General features: G+C 58.0%; 19 protein-coding genes and 1 tRNA gene. 14 read left to right on the top strand and 6 right to left on the bottom strand.

Going from position 1 to position 23,473, the window contains the following annotated elements; all coding sequences use genetic code 11:
* From QPL94_RS16190 to QPL94_RS16205, 4 genes are read left to right on the top strand one after another with little or no spacing between them, the layout of a single operon-like run.
* Entirely contained in the window at window positions 1-561 is a 561-nt protein-coding gene (locus tag QPL94_RS16190) for a CDP-alcohol phosphatidyltransferase family protein (protein WP_137434060.1), read from the top strand.
* On the top strand, window positions 558-1,256 hold the full coding sequence (gene hda, locus QPL94_RS16195) for a DnaA regulatory inactivator Hda (RefSeq protein WP_285358821.1): 699 nt from the start codon (window positions 558-560) through the stop codon (window positions 1,254-1,256). Before QPL94_RS16190 ends, hda begins: the two co-directional genes overlap by 4 nt.
* A 36-nt stretch (window positions 1,257-1,292) precedes the next feature.
* Window positions 1,293-2,090, top strand: a complete 798-nt coding sequence (locus QPL94_RS16200; protein WP_285358822.1) for a ParA family protein — start codon at window positions 1,293-1,295, stop codon at window positions 2,088-2,090.
* 9 nt (window positions 2,091-2,099) lie between these two features.
* A complete protein-coding gene (locus QPL94_RS16205; RefSeq protein WP_285358823.1) occupies window positions 2,100-2,438 on the top strand; it encodes a YqcC family protein in 339 nt (112 codons plus the stop codon).
* A gap of 4 nt (window positions 2,439-2,442) precedes the next feature.
* Here the strand turns inward: QPL94_RS16205 and nadC are convergent, their stop codons facing one another.
* Window positions 2,443-3,291, bottom strand: a complete 849-nt coding sequence (gene nadC / locus QPL94_RS16210; protein WP_285358824.1) for a carboxylating nicotinate-nucleotide diphosphorylase — start codon at window positions 3,289-3,291, stop codon at window positions 2,443-2,445.
* Between the two features lie 235 nt (window positions 3,292-3,526).
* On the opposite strand from nadC, the gene QPL94_RS16215 reads away from it, so the two are divergent.
* The 4 genes from QPL94_RS16215 (at window position 3,527) to QPL94_RS16230 (ending at window position 9,626) form a co-directional block, all read left to right on the top strand.
* Entirely contained in the window at window positions 3,527-5,845 is a 2,319-nt protein-coding gene (locus QPL94_RS16215) for a DUF1631 domain-containing protein (protein ID WP_285358825.1), read from the top strand.
* A 171-nt stretch (window positions 5,846-6,016) separates the two neighbouring features.
* Window positions 6,017-6,583 (top strand): 1,6-anhydro-N-acetylmuramyl-L-alanine amidase AmpD, encoded by a 567-nt coding sequence (ampD, locus tag QPL94_RS16220; protein WP_228263330.1) that lies wholly within the window; start codon window positions 6,017-6,019, stop codon window positions 6,581-6,583.
* The gene (locus tag QPL94_RS16225) at window positions 6,583-7,470 is read left to right on the top strand and encodes a histidine kinase (RefSeq protein ID WP_285358826.1); all 888 of its coding nucleotides are present in this window, start codon (window positions 6,583-6,585) and stop codon (window positions 7,468-7,470) included. Before ampD ends, QPL94_RS16225 begins: the two co-directional genes overlap by 1 nt.
* A 125-nt stretch (window positions 7,471-7,595) precedes the next feature.
* Window positions 7,596-9,626: a methyl-accepting chemotaxis protein gene (locus QPL94_RS16230; protein WP_285358827.1), complete on the top strand. Its 2,031-nt coding sequence runs from the start codon at window positions 7,596-7,598 to the stop codon at window positions 9,624-9,626.
* Here the strand turns inward: QPL94_RS16230 and QPL94_RS16235 are convergent.
* From QPL94_RS16235 to QPL94_RS16250, 4 genes are all read right to left on the bottom strand, one after another.
* Window positions 9,616-10,575 (bottom strand): ketopantoate reductase family protein, encoded by a 960-nt coding sequence (locus QPL94_RS16235; protein ID WP_285358828.1) that lies wholly within the window; start codon window positions 10,573-10,575, stop codon window positions 9,616-9,618. The two genes, QPL94_RS16230 and QPL94_RS16235, sit on opposite strands and share 11 nt — an antisense overlap.
* Window positions 10,576-10,580: 5 nt before the next feature.
* The gene (locus QPL94_RS16240; protein WP_285358829.1) at window positions 10,581-13,433 is read right to left on the bottom strand and encodes a valine--tRNA ligase; all 2,853 of its coding nucleotides are present in this window, start codon (window positions 13,431-13,433) and stop codon (window positions 10,581-10,583) included.
* A 467-nt stretch (window positions 13,434-13,900) separates the two neighbouring features.
* Window positions 13,901-14,374 (bottom strand): DNA polymerase III subunit chi, encoded by a 474-nt coding sequence (locus tag QPL94_RS16245; protein WP_285358831.1) that lies wholly within the window; start codon window positions 14,372-14,374, stop codon window positions 13,901-13,903.
* Complete coding sequence (locus QPL94_RS16250) at window positions 14,361-15,854, bottom strand: leucyl aminopeptidase (protein ID WP_285358833.1); 1,494 nt, start codon at window positions 15,852-15,854, stop codon at window positions 14,361-14,363. Before QPL94_RS16250 ends, QPL94_RS16245 begins: the two co-directional genes overlap by 14 nt.
* Before the next feature lie 220 nt (window positions 15,855-16,074).
* On the opposite strand from QPL94_RS16250, the gene lptF reads away from it, so the two are divergent.
* Together lptF and lptG are read left to right on the top strand one after the other, a co-directional pair.
* Window positions 16,075-17,178: an LPS export ABC transporter permease LptF gene (gene lptF, locus QPL94_RS16255; protein WP_285358835.1), complete on the top strand. Its 1,104-nt coding sequence runs from the start codon at window positions 16,075-16,077 to the stop codon at window positions 17,176-17,178.
* Window positions 17,171-18,232 (top strand): LPS export ABC transporter permease LptG, encoded by a 1,062-nt coding sequence (lptG, locus tag QPL94_RS16260; protein ID WP_285358837.1) that lies wholly within the window; start codon window positions 17,171-17,173, stop codon window positions 18,230-18,232. The genes lptF and lptG overlap by 8 nt, the downstream gene beginning before the upstream one ends.
* Here the strand turns inward: lptG and QPL94_RS16265 are convergent, their stop codons facing one another.
* The gene (locus QPL94_RS16265) at window positions 18,233-18,769 is read right to left on the bottom strand and encodes an RDD family protein (protein WP_285358839.1); all 537 of its coding nucleotides are present in this window, start codon (window positions 18,767-18,769) and stop codon (window positions 18,233-18,235) included.
* A 130-nt stretch (window positions 18,770-18,899) separates the two neighbouring features.
* Here QPL94_RS16265 and alaS point away from each other — a divergent pair, with 130 nt between their 5' ends.
* The 4 genes from alaS to QPL94_RS16285 all read left to right on the top strand — a co-directional run bounded on the left by alaS (window position 18,900) and on the right by QPL94_RS16285 (window position 23,468).
* A complete protein-coding gene (alaS, locus tag QPL94_RS16270; protein ID WP_285358841.1) occupies window positions 18,900-21,530 on the top strand; it encodes an alanine--tRNA ligase in 2,631 nt (876 codons plus the stop codon).
* A 103-nt stretch (window positions 21,531-21,633) separates the two neighbouring features.
* Window positions 21,634-22,869 carry an aspartate kinase gene (locus QPL94_RS16275; RefSeq protein ID WP_285358842.1) on the top strand — a complete coding sequence of 412 codons (1,236 nt, stop codon included), beginning with the start codon at window positions 21,634-21,636 and terminating at the stop codon, window positions 22,867-22,869.
* Between the two features lie 184 nt (window positions 22,870-23,053).
* Window positions 23,054-23,251 carry a carbon storage regulator CsrA gene (csrA, locus tag QPL94_RS16280; RefSeq protein ID WP_008172808.1) on the top strand — a complete coding sequence of 66 codons (198 nt, stop codon included), beginning with the start codon at window positions 23,054-23,056 and terminating at the stop codon, window positions 23,249-23,251.
* A 127-nt stretch (window positions 23,252-23,378) separates the two neighbouring features.
* Window positions 23,379-23,468, top strand: a tRNA-Ser gene (locus tag QPL94_RS16285).
* The last annotated feature ends 5 nt before the right edge of the window (window positions 23,469-23,473 follow it).

Genomic DNA, 23,473 nt, shown 5'->3' on the forward strand with positions numbered 1-23,473 from the left:
ATGATGACGCATCGCTGGCGCTGGATTCCCAATGCCCTGACGTTCCTGCGTATAGTGATGATTGCACCCTTTGCCGCCGCTCTTATGGCCAAGGAATACCGGATTGCGTTGGCGATTTTTTTTATCGCGGCTGCTACCGATGCGTTTGACGGTTTCCTCGCCCGCCATTTCGATTGGCGGACCCGGCTGGGTGCCATTGCAGACCCTCTGGCCGACAAGGCTCTGCTGATTTCGGCTTACCTCATGCTTACCCTGACGGGTGTCTTGCCGCCATGGCTACTCTGGTTGGTGGTGGGAAGAGACATCCTGATTGTCTGTGGTGGGCTGGCTTTCCATTACTACGTTGGCAGGTTTGATTTACAGCCTAGCATTCCCGGTAAACTCAATACGCTGATCCAGATTCTGGTGGCCCTTGCGATTATTATCCTGCTGGCGGATTTGCCAATGCAGCCGTGGGTTATCGAGGCCGGTATTCTGGTGGTTGCAGTTTCCGCACTGTTCAGTGGGGCTCATTATATTGTGGTCTGGAGTCTGAGGGCCTGGAGGGTCAAGAGTCAGTGAGTGCTTCGCAACTGGTGTTGGGGGTCAAGCTGCGTGATGACGCCCGCTTTGACAATTTCCACGGGGACAGAAATGCAGCTGCTGCGGCACGTCTGCGTGAGGCCTGTGAGCATCCGTCTCCGGTGCCGGTTGTTGCTGTCTGTGGCGACGCCGACACTGGTAAGAGTCATCTTTTGCAGGCCGTATGCCATCTTGCCGAGCAGCGTGAACAAACCGCCGTGTGCGTCAGTATGGAGGAGTTGTTGCCGTTCGGGCCGCAAGCGCTGGCAGGGTTGGAAAACCAGTCGGTGATCTGCCTTGACGATCTGGATCTCATTGCCGGCCTGGAAAGCTGGGAAGAAGCGGTCTTCCATCTGTACAATCGGGTTAATGATTACGGAAGCCTGATGGTCGTCAGCCTGTCAGAAGTGCCAGGCGGATTGCCGTTTCTGTTGCCGGATCTGGTATCGCGGCTGCGGCACGGGCTAACGATTCAGCTGGGCATAAACCGTGATGATGACCGGCTCCGGATTCTGATGGCCAGGGCCGAACAACGAGGGCTGGTTCTTGGCGACGATGTGGCGGCATTCATTCTCAGGCGTGCGCCACGAAAGCTTGCCGATCTGCTGGCAATGCTGGATCGCCTGGATGAAAATTCATTGCGTGCCCAACGCCGGCTGACGATACCGTTCGTGAAGTCGGTGATGGGCTGGTAGGGCGAACAAATACAGGGAACAGGTCAGGGGAAAAACATGAGACGAGTAGTGTTCAATCAGAAAGGTGGTGTTGGTAAATCCAGTATTACCTGTAACCTGGCCGCCATCAGCGCCGCCAGGGGCAAGCGCACGCTGGTCGTCGATCTTGACCCCCAGGGCAACTCAACCCATTACCTGCTGGGCCGGCCTGCGGTGGAGCTCAAGGACACCGTAGCAGACTACCTGGAACAGACGGTGGCGTTTACAGTGTTTAACCGCCGCGCTGACGAGTTTGTTCACGCGTCGCCCTTTGACAACCTGTTTGTCATGCCCTCCAGCCCGGAACTGGACTTCCTGGAACACAAGCTGGAAGCAAAGCACAAGATCTACAAACTGAGGGACGCGCTCAGGAAACTGGGCGAATCTTTCGATGAGATTTACATCGATACCGCACCGGCGCTGAACTTTTATTCCCGTTCGGCGCTGATCGCAGCACAACGGTGTCTTATTCCCTTCGACTGCGACGACTTTTCCCGCCAGGCGCTCTACAGCATCCTCCATGAAATTCAGGAGTTGCAGGAAGATCATAACGAAGACCTGGTGGTGGAAGGGATTGTTGCCAACCAGTTCCAGCCCCGTGCCACTCTGCCCAAGAAGCTGGTTCGCGAACTGCTGGACGAGGGGCTTCCGGTATTGCCGGTGCGGCTGTCCAGCTCGGTGAAGATGAAGGAATCCCATCAGAGCCGACAGCCGCTGATTCACATGGCGCCGAAACATCCACTGACACGGCAGTACGAGGACCTTTATCGGGTACTCCATGGAGAAACTGTCGAACTGGAACCACTGGCCGACTGAGAGCGAACGATGGCAAGACCGTCCGACCATACCGCCCGCGTGGCGGACAGCCTGCTGCAGATTGAGATCGAGTTACGGCGACTTGACGCCTGGGAAACCGATCCGCCGCCTGATGAGGCGTTGCAAAGCACGAAGCCATTTGCGGTAGATACCCTGGAATTTACCCAATGGCTTCAGTTCGTGTTCGTTTACCGAATGAAGGTGCTGATCGAAAACGGGCATCCATTGCCGGAGGTGTCGGGAATGGCGCCCATGGCGGAGGAGCATTTCCGGGGCAGAAGCGAGCCCGGTCACAGTCTTATTCGCGAACTCGCGGAGATGGACCGCCTGCTTTCCGGGCAGTCCTGACTGCTCAGCCGACATTGTCCAGTCGCATGGACAGATCTACGGCCCGCACATCCTTGGTCAGTGCCCCGATGGAAATATAGTCCACTCCTGTTTCTGCGATCGGCACCAGTGTGTCGGTGTTGATGCCGCCGGAAGCTTCCAGTTTTGCGGCGCCGGCAGTGCGACTGACGGCCTGCTTCATATCAACCAGCGAAAACTCGTCCAGCATAATGATGTCAGCACCGGCGGCAAGGGCCTGCTCCAGTTCATCCGGGTTTTCGGTTTCTACTTCCACGGGGCGGCCAGGAGCAATGCGGCGGGCCTCCGTTACTGCATTGGCAATCGAGCCGCAGGCTGCAATGTGATTTTCCTTGATCAGGAACGCATCCCACAGGCCGATGCGGTGGTTGTGGCAGCCGCCACAGGTGACTGCGTACTTCTGGGCCAGCCGCAGGCCGGGAAGAGTTTTGCGGGTATCGAGCAGTTGTACGCCGGTATGGGCCACGCGCCGCGCATACCCGGTACAGGTAGTCGCAACACCGGAGAGCATCTGAAGCCAGTTCAGCCCCGCACGCTCGGCAGTGAGCAGGCTGCGGGCAGGACCTTCCATGGTAAACAGCAACTGGTCGGGGCTCACTTCATCGCCGTCATTGACTGTCCACTCCAGGGTGACCCGGGGGTCTACCTGCCGGAATACCTCTTCGACCCAGGCCCGCCCGGCAATGGTTGCGGCTTCGCGGGTGATAACCTGTCCACGACTGATTCGGTGCTCGGGTATCAGCATGGCGGTGATATCGCCGTCTCCGATATCTTCCCGAAGGCTTTGGGCGACGGTTTCGATGCGGGACTGGCGAAGCAGTTCAGCTAGGATCATGGTCGGGATTCCGGTGGCTCTTTTGGGGTCTGGGCTTGCCTGGGCAATGCAAATAATACGGGCCAATGATTCTAAAGCCCGTAAGGGTATTCGCCAAACACAAGTGAGTCAGAATGCTAAACTGTGACCGCCATCACTTAAACACAAAAGGTGACAAATTCTGACACAAGGTGACGTCGGTAAGGCCTAAGATGTGCAATAACACACGTCTCCAGTCATTGTCCGGAGTAGCCGAATGGCGCAGGATAACAAGGTTGTAAGTCTTAAAGCCCAGAAAATGCCGGACAGGTTTTCCCTGCCGGGTTCTCTGGTGCGCCTGCGTGACGTATCTGGTCAGTCCTTGAAGGCGGTGATGTCCGGTTTTTTCGACAAGGCGGACGACGCGCTGTTCGAACTGGCGGACAAGGCTGGCACCAATCAGGACCAGACTGCCTATTTCGACGCGATGCGGGAACTCAGGCTGCGCCGCAAGAACATGACGGTTTCCGTTCTTCAGTACGTCAGCCGTGCCTTCAATGAAATTGGGTCCTTCCGTCCGGGTGGTGGCAGCGGCAACCTGGACGAGGTAGATCAGGATTCGCTGGCGCTGGTGGACCACTCCGATCTGGAGCAACAGGTCGCCATCGACAACCTGATCAACAAGCTTCGCAACCAGCACGCCGAGGCCATCAAGCTGCTGAATGTCCGGGTGTCCCACCTGGTGCCGGCTGTAAAACTTGATGATAGCCAGATGCCACTGAGCCCGGAAGTGATTTGCGGCGGCGTCGCAGAAGCCTGCACAGACCTGGAAATCGACATTCGCGCCAAACTGGTGGTGCTGAAACTGTTTGATCGTCTGCTCGTCGGAATCCTGGGAGATGTCTACAGAGATGCCAATAAAACACTGATCGCCGAAGGCGTATTGCCAGACATGCGTCGTGCGCCGGTTGGCGGTCGTTCACCTGCCGGCAGATCCGCTCCGGGATCCGGCCAGAGTGGGGGCATATTGTCAGTACGCCAGAGCTCGGAACCGATGGGGCCGCTGACGGCGCCGCCTGATGATGTCCGTGCCACCTTCTCCGAACTCAGTGCATTGCTGCATCAGGGGCAGGGCCAGGGCGACGCTGGTGGCATGCCTGCCGGCGGGGCGGGATTACTGGATACCGGCACCCTGATGTCGCGGTTGAGCGACGTTCAGGCGCAATCCGTGCATTGGGGGCAGGGTGAGGTTGTGCCTTTGTCCCAGCAGCTGCAGCCGGTTTTCAGGGCGGAAACCGGAGGCAGACTCAATGCCGGCCAGGTAGACAGCGATGTTATCAACCTGGTCTCCATGTTATTCGATTTTATCCTCGAGGATCGCCAGCTTCATCCCGTCATGAAAGCGGTCATCGGGCGTTTGCAGATTCCTGTGTTGAAGGTGGCCCTGAGTGACAAGAATTTCTTCAATCGCGGCGGACACCCGGTCAGAAAGCTTCTGAACGAACTGGCCATGTCAGCGATTGGCTGGACCGAGAAAAGAGCCGGCCAGCGCGACCCCTTGCGGGAAAAAATTGAATCCGTTGTTGACCGCGTGCTGAATGAATTCACCGACAACGTGGAAATCTTCAGCGAGCTGCTCAGCGACTTTGGTCATTTCATGGACCTGGACCGCCGGCGCAGGGAACTGGTGGAGCAGCGACTTCGTGACGCGGAAGAGGGTCGGGCCAAACAGGAAAGGGCTTCGAAGGCCACAGAAGCATTGCTAAGCGAGCAGATGGCCGGCCGGGACCTGCCGCCCCAGGTGGTCACGCTGCTGAATGAGGCCTGGGCAAAATACCTTCAGTGGATTGTGTTGCGCGAGGGTGAAGACAGTGAACGCTGGCAGGTAGCGTCCGCACTGACCCGTCAATTGGTCTGGAGCGTTGATCCACAGCCGGTCGAAGAGGGCACCCGGAGCGCACTCCTGAGGGCAATTCCCGGCATCGTGGACGGGCTGAGGTCAGCATTGCAGGAAATCGCCTGGGACCCGTTCGCAACGGACGCAGCCATACGGGACCTTGAGCTTGCCCATGTGGATGTGTTCCAGCGTCTGGTGACCACTTCCCGACGCCCCACACCTGAAGAAGCGCCGGTGCAGGCAAACACGACCGAAGTGGCGCCCCCTGCCATTACGCCGGAGGCCACTCAACAAACGCAATCAGAAGCTCCACCACAGGAGATCCCGGAACCGCTGCAGGCCCCTGAGCCGGCTGCACCAGTCGCAGAGGCTGCCAGTGCCGAGCCTTCTGAAGCGCCAATGGCGGACAGTGGCCCCGATAAACAATGGCTGGACCGTGCGGATAGCCTCCGTGTCGGCTCCTGGATCGAGCTGATTCGCGACGGCGGCAAGATTCGCTGTAAACTGGCCGCCTTTATCAAGGCGACGGGCAAGTACATTTTTGTCAATCGCAGTGGCGCGAAAGTGGCTGAGTACCAGCGTGAGGATCTGGCCACAGCGCTGGCAGCGGAAGAAATTACCATGCTTGACGATGGCCTGATTTTTGACCGCGCCCTGGAGTCCATCATCGATAACCTGCGCAGCAGTCGCAAGGACTGACCGGCGACTGACTGGATAGCAAGGCCGGCCGCTTTGTGCTTCAATCACAGGCACAAACGTAACAAAGGCGGGTGGTTGTAGAACGTCCGCCGTCGGCTTGCTGGAAACACATTGTCTGAACAAAACGCTTCCCACTGTGATATTGACCCTTCGGAAAACCCGGCCTCCAGGCTGCGCCGGACCGGGCGTATAAGCACGGCCAGGTGGTGCCCGTCACCCAATTTCGGCCCGCGACCACAAGATGCCTCCATTTCCCTGCTGGTGGTTCACAACATCAGCCTGCCGCCAGGGCAGTTTGGTGGCAATGCTATAGAGCGGTTTTTCTGCAACCAGCTCGATGCTTCACTGCACCCCTATTTTGAGACCATTGCCGGGATGAAGGTGTCGTCGCATTTGCTGATCCACCGTGATGGTTCGCCGGTGCAGTTTGTCAGCCTGTTGGACCGAGCCTGGCATGCGGGCCGGTCGTGCTTCCAGGGTGAGGACGAGTGCAACGACTTTTCGATAGGGATTGAGCTGGAGGGAGCGGACGACATCCCCTATACCGACGCCCAATACCAGACTCTGGTGGACCTGTCGCAGAAGATTATGTCGGCCTGGCCGGAAATCACCCCGGACAGGATTACCGGCCACAGTGATATCGCGCCGGGCCGGAAAACCGACCCGGGCCCGGCGTTTGACTGGTCCTACTACCGGCAGATGCTGGATGCCGGTCAGCAAACAGAGGGGGTTGGCTGATGGTACTGGTGGTGTTTCTGCTCGCGTACCTGACCAGGCGCAAGCTGGATGCGGCGAACGCCTGGTCCGGGGACTTCCTCTGGCGCGCTGCTTTTGGTGCCAACAGTAAAGTGCCCGCCGGAAAGGCAGCGGTGAAATGGAGGGGGCTGCTCATAGTTGCCGTTCCGGCCGTTTTGCTTGCCGCCAGCGAGTGGTATTTGAGGGAGCTGGGCTGGAGAATGGCGGCTTACCCTCTGGAATTCGCGCTCCTGGTGATGCTGATGGGTGCGCCCGGCTGGCGCTCACCATTGGAAGCCTACAGTGCGTCCTGGGCCAGGGGTGACATGCAGGCCGCCTGGCACCATATCAAGGATAGCCTCCCTGCCCGGGATCGAGGTGCGGCCACCTCTCCCGACGAGATGCACCTGATTCTGTCACGTTCGCTGATGGTCAATGTCTTCGAGCGATTTTTCCTGATTGCCTTCTGGTATGTGATTGGTGGCCCGGCAGCGGCATTTTTCGCACGCGGGGTCATTGCGTTGCGCGACCACTGGCCACAGGTGACAGCAAGGCCTGACTTTGCGGCATTGGCAGAGGTGCTGAACTGGCTGCCCTCCCGTTTACTGTCGTTTACCTTCGGTGTGGCCGGGGATCTTGCCGGCTGGATGAGCGAAGGGAAGCGTGTTCTGGTCGGTGTAACACTGAAAACGGATCAGGTGTTGATGGCGGCGGCGAACGGTGCGCTGACAGGCTATGCGCTGGACCCGGGGCGATTCTCGCAAATTCACCCCGACGAGTGGGCCGATTATGGCCGCCGCAGTCTGGATGCAATCAGGGATCTGCTGAACCGCAGCATGCTGGTTTGGATCTGTGTGTTGGCTCTACTGGTGATCGCGGGGGTCGTATAAGATTGATGTGTTAATAAAATTTACATTTTTACTCCGAAAAACACTCAAGTTTGTAGTACTTTAGTCGAAAATATAAACAAATAGAATAAAGCTTCATTTTTTCGACGCCTTGCGTGGGGGTATACGTGAACCAGCTTATCAAGCCTGCAGTGTCGTTGATGAACCGGCTGCCGATGTTCTACAAGTTCAGCCTGATCAGCGTTCTGTTCCTGCTGCCTATCGTTGCCCTTTCCTGGCTGGTGATCAGCGAGTTGAACCGGTCGGTAGATACCATGACCCGGGGTGTTGAAGGTCTGGAGCAGCTTGAGAAAGTGGATGCACTCCTCCAGGCCTCGCTTGATTATCGCGATTACCGGTCGCCTGGAAAGACCAAGGATGACAACGAGCTGCTCGCCAGATCGGACGAGGCCGCTGAGCGGATTGACAGACTTCTGGAAGAGTTGGCGGAAGCAGACGCACTGTTCGACACCTCCGGCAACTGGGCGGAACAGGTGGCAATGCTGCGTGAAGAGTGGCAAACGCTGAAATCAACCGACAGTTATCAGGGCAACATCGACCCCCAGTTCAAGTATTATCAGGAGTTTGTCCAGAAAGTCCGGGCCATGCTCTCCGCCACCATCGAGATCTCCGGCCTCGGCCAGGACGCGTCACGGGAAAACCTGCTGTTGCTCGGGCTTGTGCGTGAGGCACTGCCGGATGCCGAAAGCATCATCGGGCGGGCCCGTGCTTTCGGCATTTTTGCGCTGATAGAGGGGCAGGTGGGCTATGGCCTCAGTGACGTGCTGAATGAAATTTACGATCAGCTGACCAATCGCGCATCACTGCTTGGCCCCGCGCTCGCGGTGGCAATCGATGCATCGCCCACCCTGGCGGAAAATACCGGTAATGCCGTGCAAGGTATTGAAGACAGCCTGACCAGCATTCGGAATGAGCTTGATAGCGATGTCATCACTCCCATGCGCCTGGAGTTGCCATGGCAGGATTTCAATAGCACGGTCGAGAGCCAGCTTGTTCATTATGAGGCTTTTACCGCCGGCATTTTCGATGTGGTCAGCGATAACCTGAATGCACGCCTGGATCGCGAGATTCAGCAGCGACAATTCATCATTGTTGCTCTTGTGCTCGTGCTGCTGGTGGTGGTGTATCTCTATGTCGGTTTCTTCATGTCGGTACGTACCGCTATCAACCGCTTCAGTCAGGCGGCCCGCAACGTGGCTGCCGGCGACATGACGACGCACATCGAACTGGATAACCGTGATGAACTGGGGGAACTGACCACCGAGTTCAACAGCATGACGGACCGGATCGCCGAGCTGATCCGGTCCGTCAGCGGCACGACATCGGATGTTGATCGCCAGGCAACCCGGGTCAATGACACGGCAGCCGCCAATAGTGAGGCAGTGGCCCGTCAGATGGAGGAATCCGGCCAGATCAATGAAGCCATGAGCCAGATGGTGGAAGCGGTCAATGAGGTGACAGAAAGCGCCCACAGGGTATCCGACAGTGCAAGCGCTGCCGAGGGAGATACCGAGAGAGGACGCGAAGTGGTCGCCGATACCGTTGAGACCATTAATCGCCTGGCCACCGAAATTTCCGGCGCGGTGGAGGTTATCAACCGGGTAAACGGAGACAGCGACAACATCAGCCAGGTGTTGGTGGAAATCAAGGCGATTGCCCAGCAGACCAACCTGTTGGCGCTGAACGCAGCCATTGAAGCTGCCCGCGCCGGCGAGCAGGGCCGTGGGTTTGCCGTGGTTGCAGACGAGGTAAGGTCACTGTCCCAGCGCACCCACAAGTCAACGGAAGAGATCGAAGGCATGATTTCCCGCCTGCAAAGCGGTGTCAAAGAAGCGGTTGCAGCCATGACCAACAGCCACGACGTGACTGAAACCACGGTCAGGAAATCCTCGGAGGTCACCGAGGCGCTGGACCGGATTGCCCAGGGGATCTCCACCATCGTGGATATGAGTCACCAGATTGCCCAGGCGGCGGAAGAGCAGTCTGCGGTCGCGAAAAACGTCAATACCAACGTTGAGCAGATCAGCGTGTTGGGCCAGAAAACGGCGGACAACGCCGAGGAGACTCTGGCGTCCTCCCGCGAGATGTCACAATTGACGGCCTCGTTGCAGCGCCTTGTGGAAGCCTTCAGGGTCTGACAGAGGCGTGGGTCAGCTGGCGGACCTGCTCCGTCAGCATTTGATTCACTGGCACGTCAATGCCCAGCGCCTGCCCCCGGCGCGCCACATAGCCGTTGATGAAATCAATTTCGGTGGTCCGGCCCTGCTGCCGGTCGCTCAGCATCGACGATGTGTTCTTTGCTGTGCGTCGGGCGACCGTTTCGATGCGCTCACGAATGGTGTCGGGCGCCAACGGCTGACAGCCCTCGGCTTTGAGGACAGCAGCAATCTCCACACACAAGGGTTCTATATGCTGCAGATAGAACCTGTGATCCAGAATGTCGCCGTTGCAGCAGCCGAGAATAGCGGTAAAGGCATTGATTCCGGCATTGACCACCAGCTTGTCCCAGAGTCTCTGGTGAATGTTCGTTTCCCCGTGGACCTTAAGGCCGCTGGTGGCCAGGGCCTTCACTACCGGCGTTATAAGCGGTCTTGCACGGTCTGTGAGTGCACCAACCCAGGTTTCCCCCTTGCCGGCGTGGATCGTCTGGCCCCGCTCCGGGCGATTGGCGCCTTCGGTGGTGCTGGCGGCAAGAACAGGGCGGTGCGGCCACCGATCGGCGACAGCCTGTTGGCTGCCCATGCCGTTCTGGAACAACACAATAGGCGTGTCCGGTGGCAGATCGGGTAGTCGGGACTCAAGGGCGCCGAGGGTGTCGCCGGCTTTGGTGGTGACCAATAACAAAGAAGGTTGTCCAGCGGGGCTGGTCAACCAGGGAACGGTCACAGACCGGGCAGAGCCGTCGAATCGCTGAAGCCTGTAGCTCAACGAATCCGCGCAGGGAACGGCGGTTTCGTTGTGACGAGGTACAAATGCCACCTTGGCGGTGGGCAGGTACCCTGCCCACAACTGGCCGAGGGAACCGGCCCCGAGAATGGCAATCAGGCCATTCCCGGGTAGCTGATGGTTGTCCCCGTGCCGGCCCATTGGGTTTACATGGCCTCGATTGCAGTCCGCTGCTCGGTGAGACGGCTCATGCTGCCCTGGGCATCCCGGAGCTTGTCCTTCTCTTTTTCCACCACATCAGCCGGGGCCTTGGCGGTGAATTTTTCATTGCCGAGCTTGCCTTCCAGCCGGTCCACCTCTTTCTGCAGTCGCTCGAGTTCCTTGTCCAGGCGCTTGAGCTCGGCATCCTTGTCGATCAGGCCGGCCATGGGTACCAGCACTTCCATCTCGCCAACCAGTTGGGTGGCAGACATGGGGGCGTCACCGTCGGTGAACCATTCCACGCTCTCCAGCTTGGCCAGGGATGCCAGGAACTGGCGGTTCTCGTCCAGCCGGCGCTTGTCTTCCGGGGCTTTCCCACGGAGCAGTACCGGGATGGCCTTTGCCGGGGAGATGTTCATTTCGCCACGGATATTCCGTACCGCAACAATCACGCCTTTCAGCCATTCGATATCGGCGGCAACGGCGGCGTCCTGCTTGCCCGCATCCGGCTGGGGGAAGGGCTGCAGCATGATGCTGTCACCAGTCTTGCCGGCCAGTGGTGCGATACGCTGCCAGATTTCCTCGGTAATAAACGGCATGATCGGGTGCGCCAGGCGCAGAACTGCCTCAAGCACACGCACCAGCGTACGGCGGGTGCCACGCTTCGCCTCGGCACTGGCGTTGTCGTCGCTCAGGGCTGGCTTGGAGAGCTCCAGGTACCAGTCGCAGTATTCGTTCCAGATAAATTCGTACAGGGCGTAGGCCGCCAGGTCGAAGCGATACTGGTCCAGGTGGCGGATCACGTCCTGCTCGCAGCTCTGGAGTTCGCTGATGATCCAGCGGTCTGCCAGGGAGAGTGCTACCGGCTCGTTGTTAACGCCGCAATCTTCGCCCTCGGTGTTCATCAACACGTAACGGGCGGCATTCCACAACTTGTTGCAGAAGTTGCGGTAGCCCTCCAGGCGCTTCATGTCCCAGTTGATGTCGCGGCCGGTGGTGGCCATGGCGGCCAGAGTGAAGCGCAGGGCATCGGTGCCGTGGGCGGTGATGCCTTCCGGGAATTCCTTCTTTGTACGCTTGGCGATTTTCTCGGCCAGCCTGGGCTGCATCAGGTTGCCGGTGCGCTTTTCCAGCAGGTCATTCAGTTCGATGCCGTCAATCATGTCCAGCGGGTCGATGACGTTGCCCTTGGACTTGGACATCTTGTCGCCGTGCTCGTCACGGATCAGACCTGTGACGTAGACAGTCTTGAAGGGTACCTGTGGAGTGCCGTCTTCATTCTTCATGAAGTGCATGGTCATCATGATCATCCGGGCAACCCAGAAGAAGATGATGTCAAAACCGGTGACCAGCACATCAGTAGGGTGAAAGGTTTTCAGCCGTTCAGTGATGTCCGGCCAGCCCAGGGTGCCAAAGGTCCACAGGGCAGAGCTGAACCAGGTGTCGAGAACGTCGTCGTCCTGGTTCAGTTCCAGGTCCGCGGCAAGGCTGTGCTTATGGCGCACTTCGTCCTCACTGCGGCCAACGTAGATATTACCCTCGGCGTCGTACCAGGCGGGGATGCGGTGGCCCCACCAAAGCTGGCGGGAGATACACCAGTCCTGGATGTCGCGCATCCAGGCAAAGTACATGTTTTCGTACTGCTTGGGCACAAACTGGATACGCCCGTCTTCCACCGCTTCGATAGCAGGCTTGGCCAGGGTCTTGGCGTCAGCGAACCACTGGTCTGTGAGCATGGGTTCGATGACCAGGCCGGAACGGTCGCCTCGGGGTACGCTCAGCACGTGGTCTTCCACCGCCTCAACCAGGCCTTCGGCGTCCATGTCTGCCACGATCCGCTTGCGGGCTTCTTCGCGGGTAAGGCCGGCATAGGCAGCGGGCAGGGTGCCGTCTACGTCGGTGTTCTCGGTGCCATCGGGATTGACCACTTCGGCCACATCACGGATAGAGGCGTCCTGGGTCATGACGTTGATCATCACCAGGTTGTTGCGTTTGCCCACGGCGTAGTCGTTGAAGTCATGGGCCGGGGTGATTTTCACGCAGCCGCTGCCTTTCTCCGGGTCGGCGTGGCTATCGGCGACAATGGGAATGCGTCGGCCCACCAAAGGCAGGTCGACGAATTTGCCAACCAGGTGTCGGTAACGCTCGTCTTCCGGGTGAACGGCCACGGCGGTGTCGCCCAGCATGGTTTCCGGGCGCGTGGTGGCGACCACCAGGTAGTCCTTGCCGCCCTGTGTTTTCTCGCCGTCGGCCAGCGGGTAGCGCAGGTGCCAGAAAAAGCCCTTTTCTTCCTTGTTCTCCACTTCCAGATCGGAGATGGCGGTATGCAGTTTCGGGTCCCAGTTGACCAGGCGCTTGCCGCGGTAGACCAGGCCTTCGTCGTACAGGCGGATGAACACTTCCTGAACCGCCTTGTAGAAGCCGTCGTCCATGGTGAAGCGTTCGTGGTCCCAGTCCACGGAGTTGCCCAGGCGGCGCATCTGGCCGGTGATGGTGCCACCGGAGTGCTCTTTCCAGTCCCAGATGCGTTTGATGAATTCTTCCCGGCCCAGGTCATAGCGGGTTTTGTCTTCTTCCGCTGCCAGTTTGCGTTCGACCACCATCTGGGTCGCGATGCCGGCGTGGTCGCTGCCTACCTGCCAGAGGGTATTGCGGCCCTGCATGCGTTTGAAGCGGGTAAGCGTGTCCATGATAGTGTGCTGGAACGCGTGGCCCATGTGCAGGCTGCCGGTAACGTTGGGCGGTGGGATGGCGATGCTGAACGATTCGCCTTCGCCGGAGGGACGGAAGTACCCTTTGGATTCCCAGTTTTCGTACCACTGGCGCTCGATGTTTTCTGGCTGGTAGGTTTTTTCCATGGGTTTCTACTGGTGACCGTTTGGTTGATTCACAAGGGAAATTCAAGATGGCCGATTATACATGCTCACCTGGGTTGCGGCGAACCTTGGGGTGCAGGGGTACGGGGGTGGTTTGAATTTCAGACGAAAAAGAACTCGCTGCGCTCAGACACCTTTTCTCGCCTGAAATTCAAACCACCCCCATACCCTTATGTGCTCCGAGTTGTCTCGACTGTGTTCAATGGTTTTACCTGGGTTTGATTGTTAGCCTGTTTTGCATATCCCGCTTTCAGATAAAACACAGACAGACCCTGCACAGCTCTGGAGAAATCGGATAGGCCTATAAGAGTGGGGTGGTGATATTTATTTCCCGCCAGGAAAAGGTGTCCGAGCGCAGCGAGTTCTTTTCCAAGGGAAATAAATATCACCACCCCGCTCCTCCTCCAAACGAACAGTCCTACAAAAGGCTTAAAATCAGGCAAAAAATCTCACCGCTTCCTCTGATCATGCACCCGAGGCTCAATCCCCAACGCCCTCAGTTGCTTGAAATGCGACCGCGCCTGCGCAAGAACCGACTCGTCATTATGAGCCACCAACGCCAACCGCTTGAACCGGTCCGCATCCGCCGGCAACGTGGCCGAGAGGATGATGACCGTATCCCAGTCTTCGGCGACCGGCGGGCAAAGTAATATCCCGACGGGATCGGTGCAGGTAGTGGCGGAGTCGGGGACGATGCTATGGGGTATGAATGCGTCGGGGCTGAAATTCCAGAGCAGGTCGTCCAGTTCCTGGGCGTGCTGCATGGTGTCGCAGACGATGCCCACGCGGTCGCCCTGCTGCCGCGCCTTGGCCACCAGTTTGGCGGTGTGGAGGTTGCGGGCAGCAGGGGTGTTCTGGGCGAGGATGTGGAACCAGTAGGACTGGTTCCTTTCATCCTGGGCGCCGGGATTACTTGCCGGCATGGGCCATCAGGTAGTCAACCAGCAGGGGTACCGGGCGGCCGGTGGAGCCTTTGGCTTTGCCGGAATTCCAGGCAGTGCCGGCGATGTCCAGGTGAGCCCAACGGTAGTCCTTGGCGAAGCGGGACAGGAAGCAGGCCGCGGTGATGGTGCCGGCCGGGCGGCCGCCGATGTTCTGCATGTCGGCGAAGTTGCTGTCGAGCTGGCTCTGGTACTCATCCCACAGCGGCAGGCGCCAGGCGCGGTCGCCGGCGCGTTCGCCGGCGGCCAGGAGGTCGTTGGCCAGTTCGTCGTTGTTGCTCAGCAGGCCGGTGGCGTGGCTGCCCAGTGCGATAATGCAGGCGCCGGTGAGGGTGGCCATGTCGACAACCACTTCGGGGTCGAACTTCTTGACGTAGGTGAGGGCGTCACACAGCACCAGGCGGCCTTCGGCGTCAGTGTTGAGGATCTCGATGGTCTGGCCGGACATGGAGGTAACGATATCCCCCGGGCGTGTCGCGGTGCCGCTGGGCATGTTCTCGGCGGCGGCGATGACAGCGACTACGTTGATCTTGGGCTTGGTTTCGGCAATGGTTTTCATGGCACCGAAGACAGCAGCAGCGCCGCCCATGTCGTACTTCATTTCGTCCATGCCTTCGCCGGGCTTGAGGCTGATGCCGCCGGTGTCGAAGGTGATGCCTTTACCCACCAGAACGTAGGGTTTGTCTTTCGCCTTGCCGCCCCGATATTCCATAACAATCAGTTTGGCGGGCTGGGCGCTGCCGGCAGAGACAGAAAGCAGGCTGTGCATGCCCAGTTTCTTCATCTGCTTTTCGTCCAGCACCTCGGTCTTGATAACGTCGTTTTCTTTCGCCAGCTTCTCGGCGTGCTCGGCCAGCCAGGTGGGGTGGCAGACGTTTGGCGGTGTGTTGCCCAGGTCGCGGGTGAAATTCATGCCGCGGCCGGTGGCCAGCCCCAGGTTGAAGGCGTCTTTCAGTGCCTTGCCGGCAGAGGAGGCGGTAACGGTAACTTTTGCCAGTTTGCGATCTGAAGGCTTCTCGCTCTTGAACTCGCTGAAGCGGTAGAGCTGCTCTTCCAGAGTACGGCCGATGAGGTTCAGGCGTGCCGCTTCCGAACTGGTGGCGTCATCACCGGTCACCAGGGTGTCGCCCAGGCCTACCAGTACGTGTTTCGAAGGGCCGTCCTTGATCTGGCCGGCCATGGCAATCAATGCCTTGCGATAATTGGCGGGAGTGCGGTCTTTGTCCGCTCCGGTGCCAACCACCAGCAGGCGTGCCCAGGGCTGGCCGTCCAGGGGCATTTGCAGGGTGGTTGCGTTTTTACCGGTGGCGTCCCCGTTTTTGTGCAGGGTCTTGATCAGTCCGCCCAGGGCTTCGTTGGCCTGTGTCGTGGAGGCGGGCCAGTCGCCTTTCTCCGGCAGGGCGACAACGAGGCAGTCCGCTTTGGTATCGGAAATGGGCTTACTGCTCAGGGTAAAAGTCATGGCAACTCCCGTTGATTGTTCTGATGGAGGACAGACCCGGGCCCGGGTTTGCTGTCCGAATGCCTATAGCATTGGGGTTAGGGGGCAAATTATCAAGCGCTGACAGGTTGTTAACGTCTTTGTTAAACCCGTGGTCTGTCATTCGGCCCCAAGGTTACTTAGAATACGGCGAATCCCGAATTCCATCGACTCCGGTCGCATCCGGTTCTGAGAGACCGAATTGAGCATCGTTTTCCGCTACCTTACCCGCCAGGTGATTATCAGCATGCTAGCCGTTTCCGGCATTCTGCTGATGGTGTTCATGAGCGGCCGGTTTATCAAGTATCTGGCCGATGCCGCTGCCGGGGAGCTGGCCGGCGATGTACTGTTCCAGATTATGGCCTACCGCTTTCCCGGATTCCTGGAACTGATCCTTCCGCTGGGCTTTTTCATCGGCATTCTGCTGGCCTACGGGCGCATGTACCTGGAAAGTGAAATGACGGTGCTGTTCGCCTGTGGTATCAGCGACAAGCAGCTGTTGGGCAAAACCCTGGTTGGCAGTATTCCGGTGATGCTGACCGTCGGGGCCATGAGCCTTTATGTATCGCCCTGGGGCATGAAGCAGGTGGAAGCCATTTTCAATGAGCAGCGTCAGGCGACAGAGTTTGAAATGCTTGCGCCAGGGCGCTTCCAGTCGCTGTCATCCGGGGGGCGTGTTACCTATACCGAAGGGCTGAGTGACGACAAGCGACGGCTTGAAGGCGTTTTTATTGCGGAGTACAAGCCGGAGGGCGAAGGCCTGTCGATTATTACCGCCCGTGAGGGTTCCCAACTGGTTGATGAAGAGACCGGCAGCCGGTTTCTGGTTCTCGAGGAGGGTGCCCGCTTCGAGGGTGTTCCCGGTCGCCTTGATTACGATGTGACCGGTTTTGATGCCTATGGGCTGAAAATTCGCAGTGGCAACGCCCGTGAAAAAGAGCTGGAAGAGGGGCTCAGTACCTGGGATCTGATGGCATCGGACAATCCCGAGCACCGTGCGATGCTGCACTGGCGCTTCACACTGCCACTGATCGTGCCGATCGTAACCTTGCTGGCCGTGCGGCTGAGCCGCGTGAACCCACGTCAGGGCCGGTTTTTCCACCTGCTTCCGGCAATGCTGGTTTATATCACCTATCTTGGCTTGCTGATTGTGGCTCGTGACGCCCTTGAAAACGGGAAGGTTCCTGAGTGGGTCGGCCTGCTCTGGGTGCACGCCATCTTCCTGGTGCTGGGCTTGTGGCTGCAATTTGGCCCCGCCTGGCTGTACCGGCGGCGCCTGATTCGGGAGGGGCGCTCCCATGCGTAAGATCGACCGTTACGTGATGACTACCGTGGGTGGCGCCATGTTCCTGGTGATGCTGGTGGTGCTGTCTCTGGATCTGATCTTTGCCTTTATCGCCGAGCTGGATGACGCCAAAAACGATTACCAGATGCTGCAGGCCCTGTCGTTTGTGTTTATGACCCTGCCCCGCCGTATCTATGATTATTTGCCTCTCGGCGCATTCATGGGGTGCCTCGTGGGGCTGGGGGCCATGGCGAGCTCTTCTGAACTGACAGTCATTCGTGCCGCCGGGGTGTCCCTGAAGCGCATCGTCTGGTCAGCCATGAAACCGGCTCTGGTGATCGTGCTGGTCGGCGTGCTGATTGGCGAATACGTTGCGCCACCGGCTGAGCGTATGGCCCAGAGCCAGAAGGCGATTGCCCAGGGGGCGGGCGAAAATGTTGCGTCGGCATCGGGCATCTGGCACCGGGAAGGCGAGGTGTTCATGCATCTGAACGCCGTTCAGCCCAACGGGGTGCTTCACGGAATATCGCTGTTTCGCTTTGATGATGAGCGCTGGCTGGTTTCGGTCAGTTTTGCGGAGAGAGGTATTTACCAGGGCGACCACTGGTTGCTGGAAAATGTCACCACCACCAATCTGAGTGACGATCAAACCACCCAGGAAAAGCACCGGGCGCTAAGCTGGGAAACCGGTTTGTCTCCGGATGTGCTAAGCGTGCTGATTGTAAAGCCGGAAGACCTGTCCATCTCCGGCCTTTATACCTATGCCCGTTATTTGGGGGAGCAGGGATTGAACGCGGCGAATTACTGGCTGGCATTCTGGAAGAAAGTATTGATGCCATTGGGCACGGCGGTCATGGTGTTGGTGGCGATTTCGTTTGTGTTCGGCCCGCTGAGATCCGTCACCATGGGCTTTCGGGTGTTTACCGGCCTGATCGTGGGGTTGCTGTTCAAATACATGCAGGACCTTCTGGGGCCCATGAGCCTGGTTTTCGGTTTCAATCCCGTGCTGGCGATTGTTCTGCCGATTGCAGTCAATGCAGTGGTGGGCGCCGTACTCATGAGACGGGCAGGGTAGCTATTTTTTCGGCTCTTTTGGCACCGTAGCAACGATGCTGTCGGAAGCGCGGTCGGTCAGGGACAGACCGTTGATGGGGTAGAACAGCGCGACAATGGCCGGAATAGTGACGAACAGGGTGGCGGCATTCAGATAGTAGGCGCCCAGCAGGGCAACGAACAGGATTGCGGCCGCTGCGACATAGCGTTTAAGCGCCTGCGTCCAGGACACGGAAGTACCGTCCAGGTTTTCAATGCGAATGCGCCACACCTGCATGCCCAGCGTCTGCCCGTTTCGGGTCCAGAAATAACCGAAAAACAGATACAGGGCCAGGAAGAGTACAAACGTCAGTATCGGGTCTGCTCCGATGGTGCCCGCTTCCGCCATTTCCTCATACTTGTCCCAGCCGGTCATCCAGCCTGCCACAAGGGTATACGCCCAGGTGGTCACCAACAGCACCGCAACGCTGATCAGGGCATCGTAAATCACAGCCATGAGTCGCTTGATGAACGGCGCGGGGGGTAACAGCTCCTCGGCGGTATGAAAGCGGCGGGGCATGGTGTCTCCTGTGATGTTTCACGTTTTTCCTGTACTCGGCGTGTGCTAGAGTAGCGGATTTGCACGCGCATGTAAGTATGTGTCTTTAAACGTGGACCCGCACGGGTTTATAGAAGGGTATCAAAGGGCTATGAAAACCGCAGAGTTGCGACAGGCATTTCTCGATTACTTCAAGCAGCAGGGCCACACCATCGTACCAAGCAGTTCGCTGGTGCCGGAGGACGACCCTACATTGCTGTTTACCAACGCGGGAATGAACCAGTTCAAGGACGTGTTCCTTGGCCGTGAAGAGCGCGACTACACCCGGGCGACCACCTCGCAGAAGTGCGTTCGGGCCGGCGGCAAGCACAATGATCTGGAAAATGTGGGTTACACCGCGCGCCACCACACCTTTTTCGAGATGCTGGGCAACTTCAGCTTCGGTGACTACTTCAAGCGCGAAGCCATCAATTTTGCCTGGACCTTTCTGACCGGTGACGACTGGCTGAAGCTGCCCAAAGAAAAACTGTGGGTGACCATATATGCCTCTGATGACGAAGCGTTTGATATCTGGAACCAGGAAATCGGTGTTCCGGCTGACCGCATTGTGCGCATTGGTGACAACAAGGGTGCTCCCTACGCTTCCGACAATTTCTGGCAGATGGGCGATACCGGCCCCTGCGGCCCCTGTACCGAGATCTTCTTTGACCATGGCCCGGACGTAGCGGGTGGCCCTCCCGGTAGCCCGGAAGAAGACGGTGACCGCTACATCGAGATCTGGAACGTGGTGTTCATGCAGTACAACCGACAGGCAGACGGTGAAATGCTGCCGCTGCCCAAGCCCTCGGTAGATACCGGTATGGGGCTTGAGCGCATCACCGCCGTGCTTCAGGGGGTTCACAGCAACTATGAAATCGACCTGATGCAGGACCTGCTGAATGCAGCTTCTGACATTCTCGGTGGCGTGGACACCACTGAGGCCTCGCTACGGGTAGTGGCAGACCATATTCGCTCCTGTGCCTTCCTGATCGCCGATGGTGTGATGCCGTCCAATGAAGGCCGGGGCTTCGTGCTGCGCAGGATCATCCGCCGGGCTGCCCGCCATGGCAACAAACTGGGGGCAACCCGGGCGTTCTTCTACAAGCTGACTGGCGCGCTGGTTGAGTTAATGGGCGACGCCTACCCGCAACTGGTCAGCAGCCGCAAACAGATTGAAAAGGTGCTGTTGCAGGAAGAAGAGCAGTTCGCCAAGACCCTGGACAAGGGTCTGCGCCTGCTGGAGCAGGATATTGCTGAACTGAAGGGTACCGAGATTCCGGGCGAAACCATTTTCACCCTTTATGATACCTACGGTTTCCCGGTGGATCTGACCAACGACATCGCCCGCGAGCGCGGCCTGACCCTGGATTATGAAGGCTACGAAAAAGCCATGGAGCGCCAGCGCGAGCGTGCCCGGGCCGCCAGCAAATTCGGCATCGATTACAACGCCGCCGGCCTGACTATTGAAGGTTCCACCGAGTTTACCGGTTACGAGCATATCGATGGCCACGAAACCATTCGCACGGTGATTGTTGATGGCAATGAAAAGAATGCCCAGGCGGGCGATGAAGCCGTGGTGGTTCTGGAGCGCACGCCGTTCTATGCGGAATCCGGTGGCCAGGTGGGCGACACCGGCCTGCTGACCTGGAGCGGCGGCCGTTTCAAAGTGACCGATACTCAGAAGGAGGGCAATAACCACCTTCACATCGGCACTGTGATTGAAGGCGAACTGTTTCCCGGTCTGGAAGTGGATGCCCGTATCGATCATGTTCGCCGTGAACGGACCAAGAAAAACCATTCGGCAACGCACCTGATGCATGCTGCGCTCCGCAACGTGTTGGGTGAGCACGTTTCCCAAAAAGGCTCGCTGGTGGACCCGGACAAGCTGCGTTTCGATTTTTCTCACTTTGAACCGGTGACACCGGAACAGTTGCGGGAAATTGAGCACCAGGTCAATCAGCAGATACTGGATAACACCCCCGTACAGACGGAAATCACCGACATGGAACAGGCCCAGGCCAAGGGCGCCATAGCGCTGTTTGGTGAAAAATACGGCGACACCGTCAGGGTGCTCAGCATGGGGTCCGATGACTACTCCGTGGAGCTTTGCGGTGGTACCCACGTGGCGCGTACCGGCGATATCGGTTTGTTCCGCATTACCTCGGAAAGCGGTATTTCTTCTGGCGTGCGCCGGATTGAAGCCGTGACCGGTTTTGGCGCCCTGGAGTGGGTAGAAGAAACCGAGCAGACACTGCGCGAGGCGGCGAAGCTGGTGAAAGGCTCCCGTGAGTCGCTGGTGGAGAAAGTTCAGCAAACCCTGGAACGCAACCGGCAGCTCGAGAAAGAGCTCAATGCGCTTCAGGCAAAACTGGCAAGCTCTGCCGGGACTGACCTGGCCGGTTCTGCCGTGGAGGTTGGTGGCCTGAAAGTGGTTGCGTCGGAAATGGAAGGCGCGGATCGCAAGGCGCTGATGGAAACGGCAGACCAGCTCAAGAACAAGCTGGGAGAGGGTGTAGTCGTCCTCGCCAGCGTTGAAGACGGCAAGGTTACCCTGGTGGCCGGTGTGACCAAGTCTGCCACCGGCAGGATCAAAGCCGGCGACCTGATGAAGCATCTGGCTGCCCAGGTTGACGGCAAGGGTGGTGGTCGCCCCGATATGGCTCAGGGCGGGGGCAATGATCCTTCTAAGCTGGCGGAGGCCCTGGCCGGAGTTCCTGCCTGGGTTGAGAAAAATATTGCTTAGGTAACTGTCGCGAAAACGGGCAGGCGTTTATAATCCCGCCCGTTTGATCGTCTGAGGCAGGGCTTTGTCCTGCCATTTGTCCACGTTTGGTATCGGGAAAACAATGGCGCTCTTGGTTCAGAAATTTGGTGGTACATCCGTAGGCACCACCGAACGGATTGAAGCGGTTGCTGAGAAAGTCAGCCGCTTTCGCAAGGAAGGGCACGACGTGGTGGTTGTAGTGTCAGCCATGAGTGGCGAGACCAATCGGCTGATCGGCCTTGCCAATGAAATCATGGACGAGCCCACTCCCCGGGAAATGGATGTGCTGATATCCACCGGTGAACAGGTGACCATAGCTCTGCTGTCCATGGCCCTGCAGAAGCGCGGATGCGATGCGCGGTCCTATACGGGCTCCCAGGTGAGGATTCTGACCGACAGCACCCACACCAAGGCGCGCATCAAGCAGATTGATGAGCAGCGCATGAAGGAGGACCTCAATGCCGGCCGGGTAGTTGTGGTTGCGGGCTTTCAGGGCATTGACGAGAATGGCAGTATCACCACTCTGGGCCGCGGTGGCTCGGATACCACAGCCGTTGCCCTTGCTGCGGCATTGAAGGCTGATGAATGTCAGATCTACACTGATGTAGACGGTGTCTATACCACCGACCCGCGGGTGGTCGACAGCGCGCGCCGGCTTGAACGGATCACCTTTGAAGAAATGATCGAGATGGCCAGTCTTGGCTCGAAAGTTCTTCAGATTCGTGCGGTGGAATTTGCAGGTAAATACAATGTTCCTTTAAGGGTTCTTTCCAGCTTCCAGGAAGGTGAGGGCACCCTGATTACTTTTGAGGATGAAAGCGCCATGGAACAACCGCTCGTCTCCGGTATAGCCTTTAACCGTGATGAAGCCAAGCTGACGATTGCCGGGGTACCGGATACACCGGGCAGTGCATTGCGTATTCTGCAGCCGATCAGTGATGCCAATATCGAAGTGGACATGATCGTTCAGAACGTCGGTGCGGACAACCGCACGGATTTCACCTTTACCGTGCACCGGAATGATTTCAGGCGTGCCCAGGCTGTTCTCCAGAAGGTATCGGATGAGCTCAGCGCCAGGGAAGTCAGTGGTGACAGCAAGATCGCGAAGGTGAGCATTGTGGGTGTGGGGATGCGTTCCCACGCGGGTGTTGCAACTAAAATGTTTGCAGCGCTGTCTAATGAGGGCATCAATATCCTGATGATTTCCACGTCCGAGATTAAGATCTCTGTAGTGATTGACGAAAAATACCTTGAGCTGGCGGTTCGGGCACTTCATAGTGCCTTCGAACTGGACAAGCCCGTGATCGAGGAAGCTTGATAGTTTGCGGGCAAACACACCGGTTCGCTTGGGTATTCGGTAAAAAGGGCATCATTTGCAGGCTTCTGCCTTCATAAGTGCGTATAAGTGATTATGCGTCTTTTGATCAGTAAGTGATCCCACTATAAAAGTAAGCAGTATACATTTGTCGGAACAGGTAGCTCTGGATAAGGGAGTAAAGGACATGTTGATTTTGACCCGCCGTGTAGGCGAGACCCTGATGGTCGGTGATGACATCACCGTAACCGTGCTTGGGGTGAAGGGGAACCAGGTAAGAATCGGTGTCAATGCGCCGAAAGAAGTGGCGGTACACCGCGAAGAAATCTATCAGCGCATACAGAGCGAGAAAGGCTCTGAAGAGCCGGAGCCCGGCAACAGCTGAGAGTGACAAAAAGCCGTTCGAGGGAAACCCGGACGGCTTTTTTGTACCAGGGAGGGCGGGGTTTGAAAAAACTCGTGTCAACCCTATGAAATCAGAAAAATTATGGTAGTATACGCCCCGTTCTCAAGGAGAGGTGGGTGAGTGGCTGAAACCAGTTCCCTGCTAAGGAACCGTACGAGCAATCGTACCGAGGGTTCGAATCCCTCCCTCTCCGCCATTTTC

The organism is Marinobacter sp. SS13-12, from assembly GCF_030227115.1.
Classification (GTDB): Bacteria; Pseudomonadota; Gammaproteobacteria; order Pseudomonadales; family Oleiphilaceae; genus Marinobacter.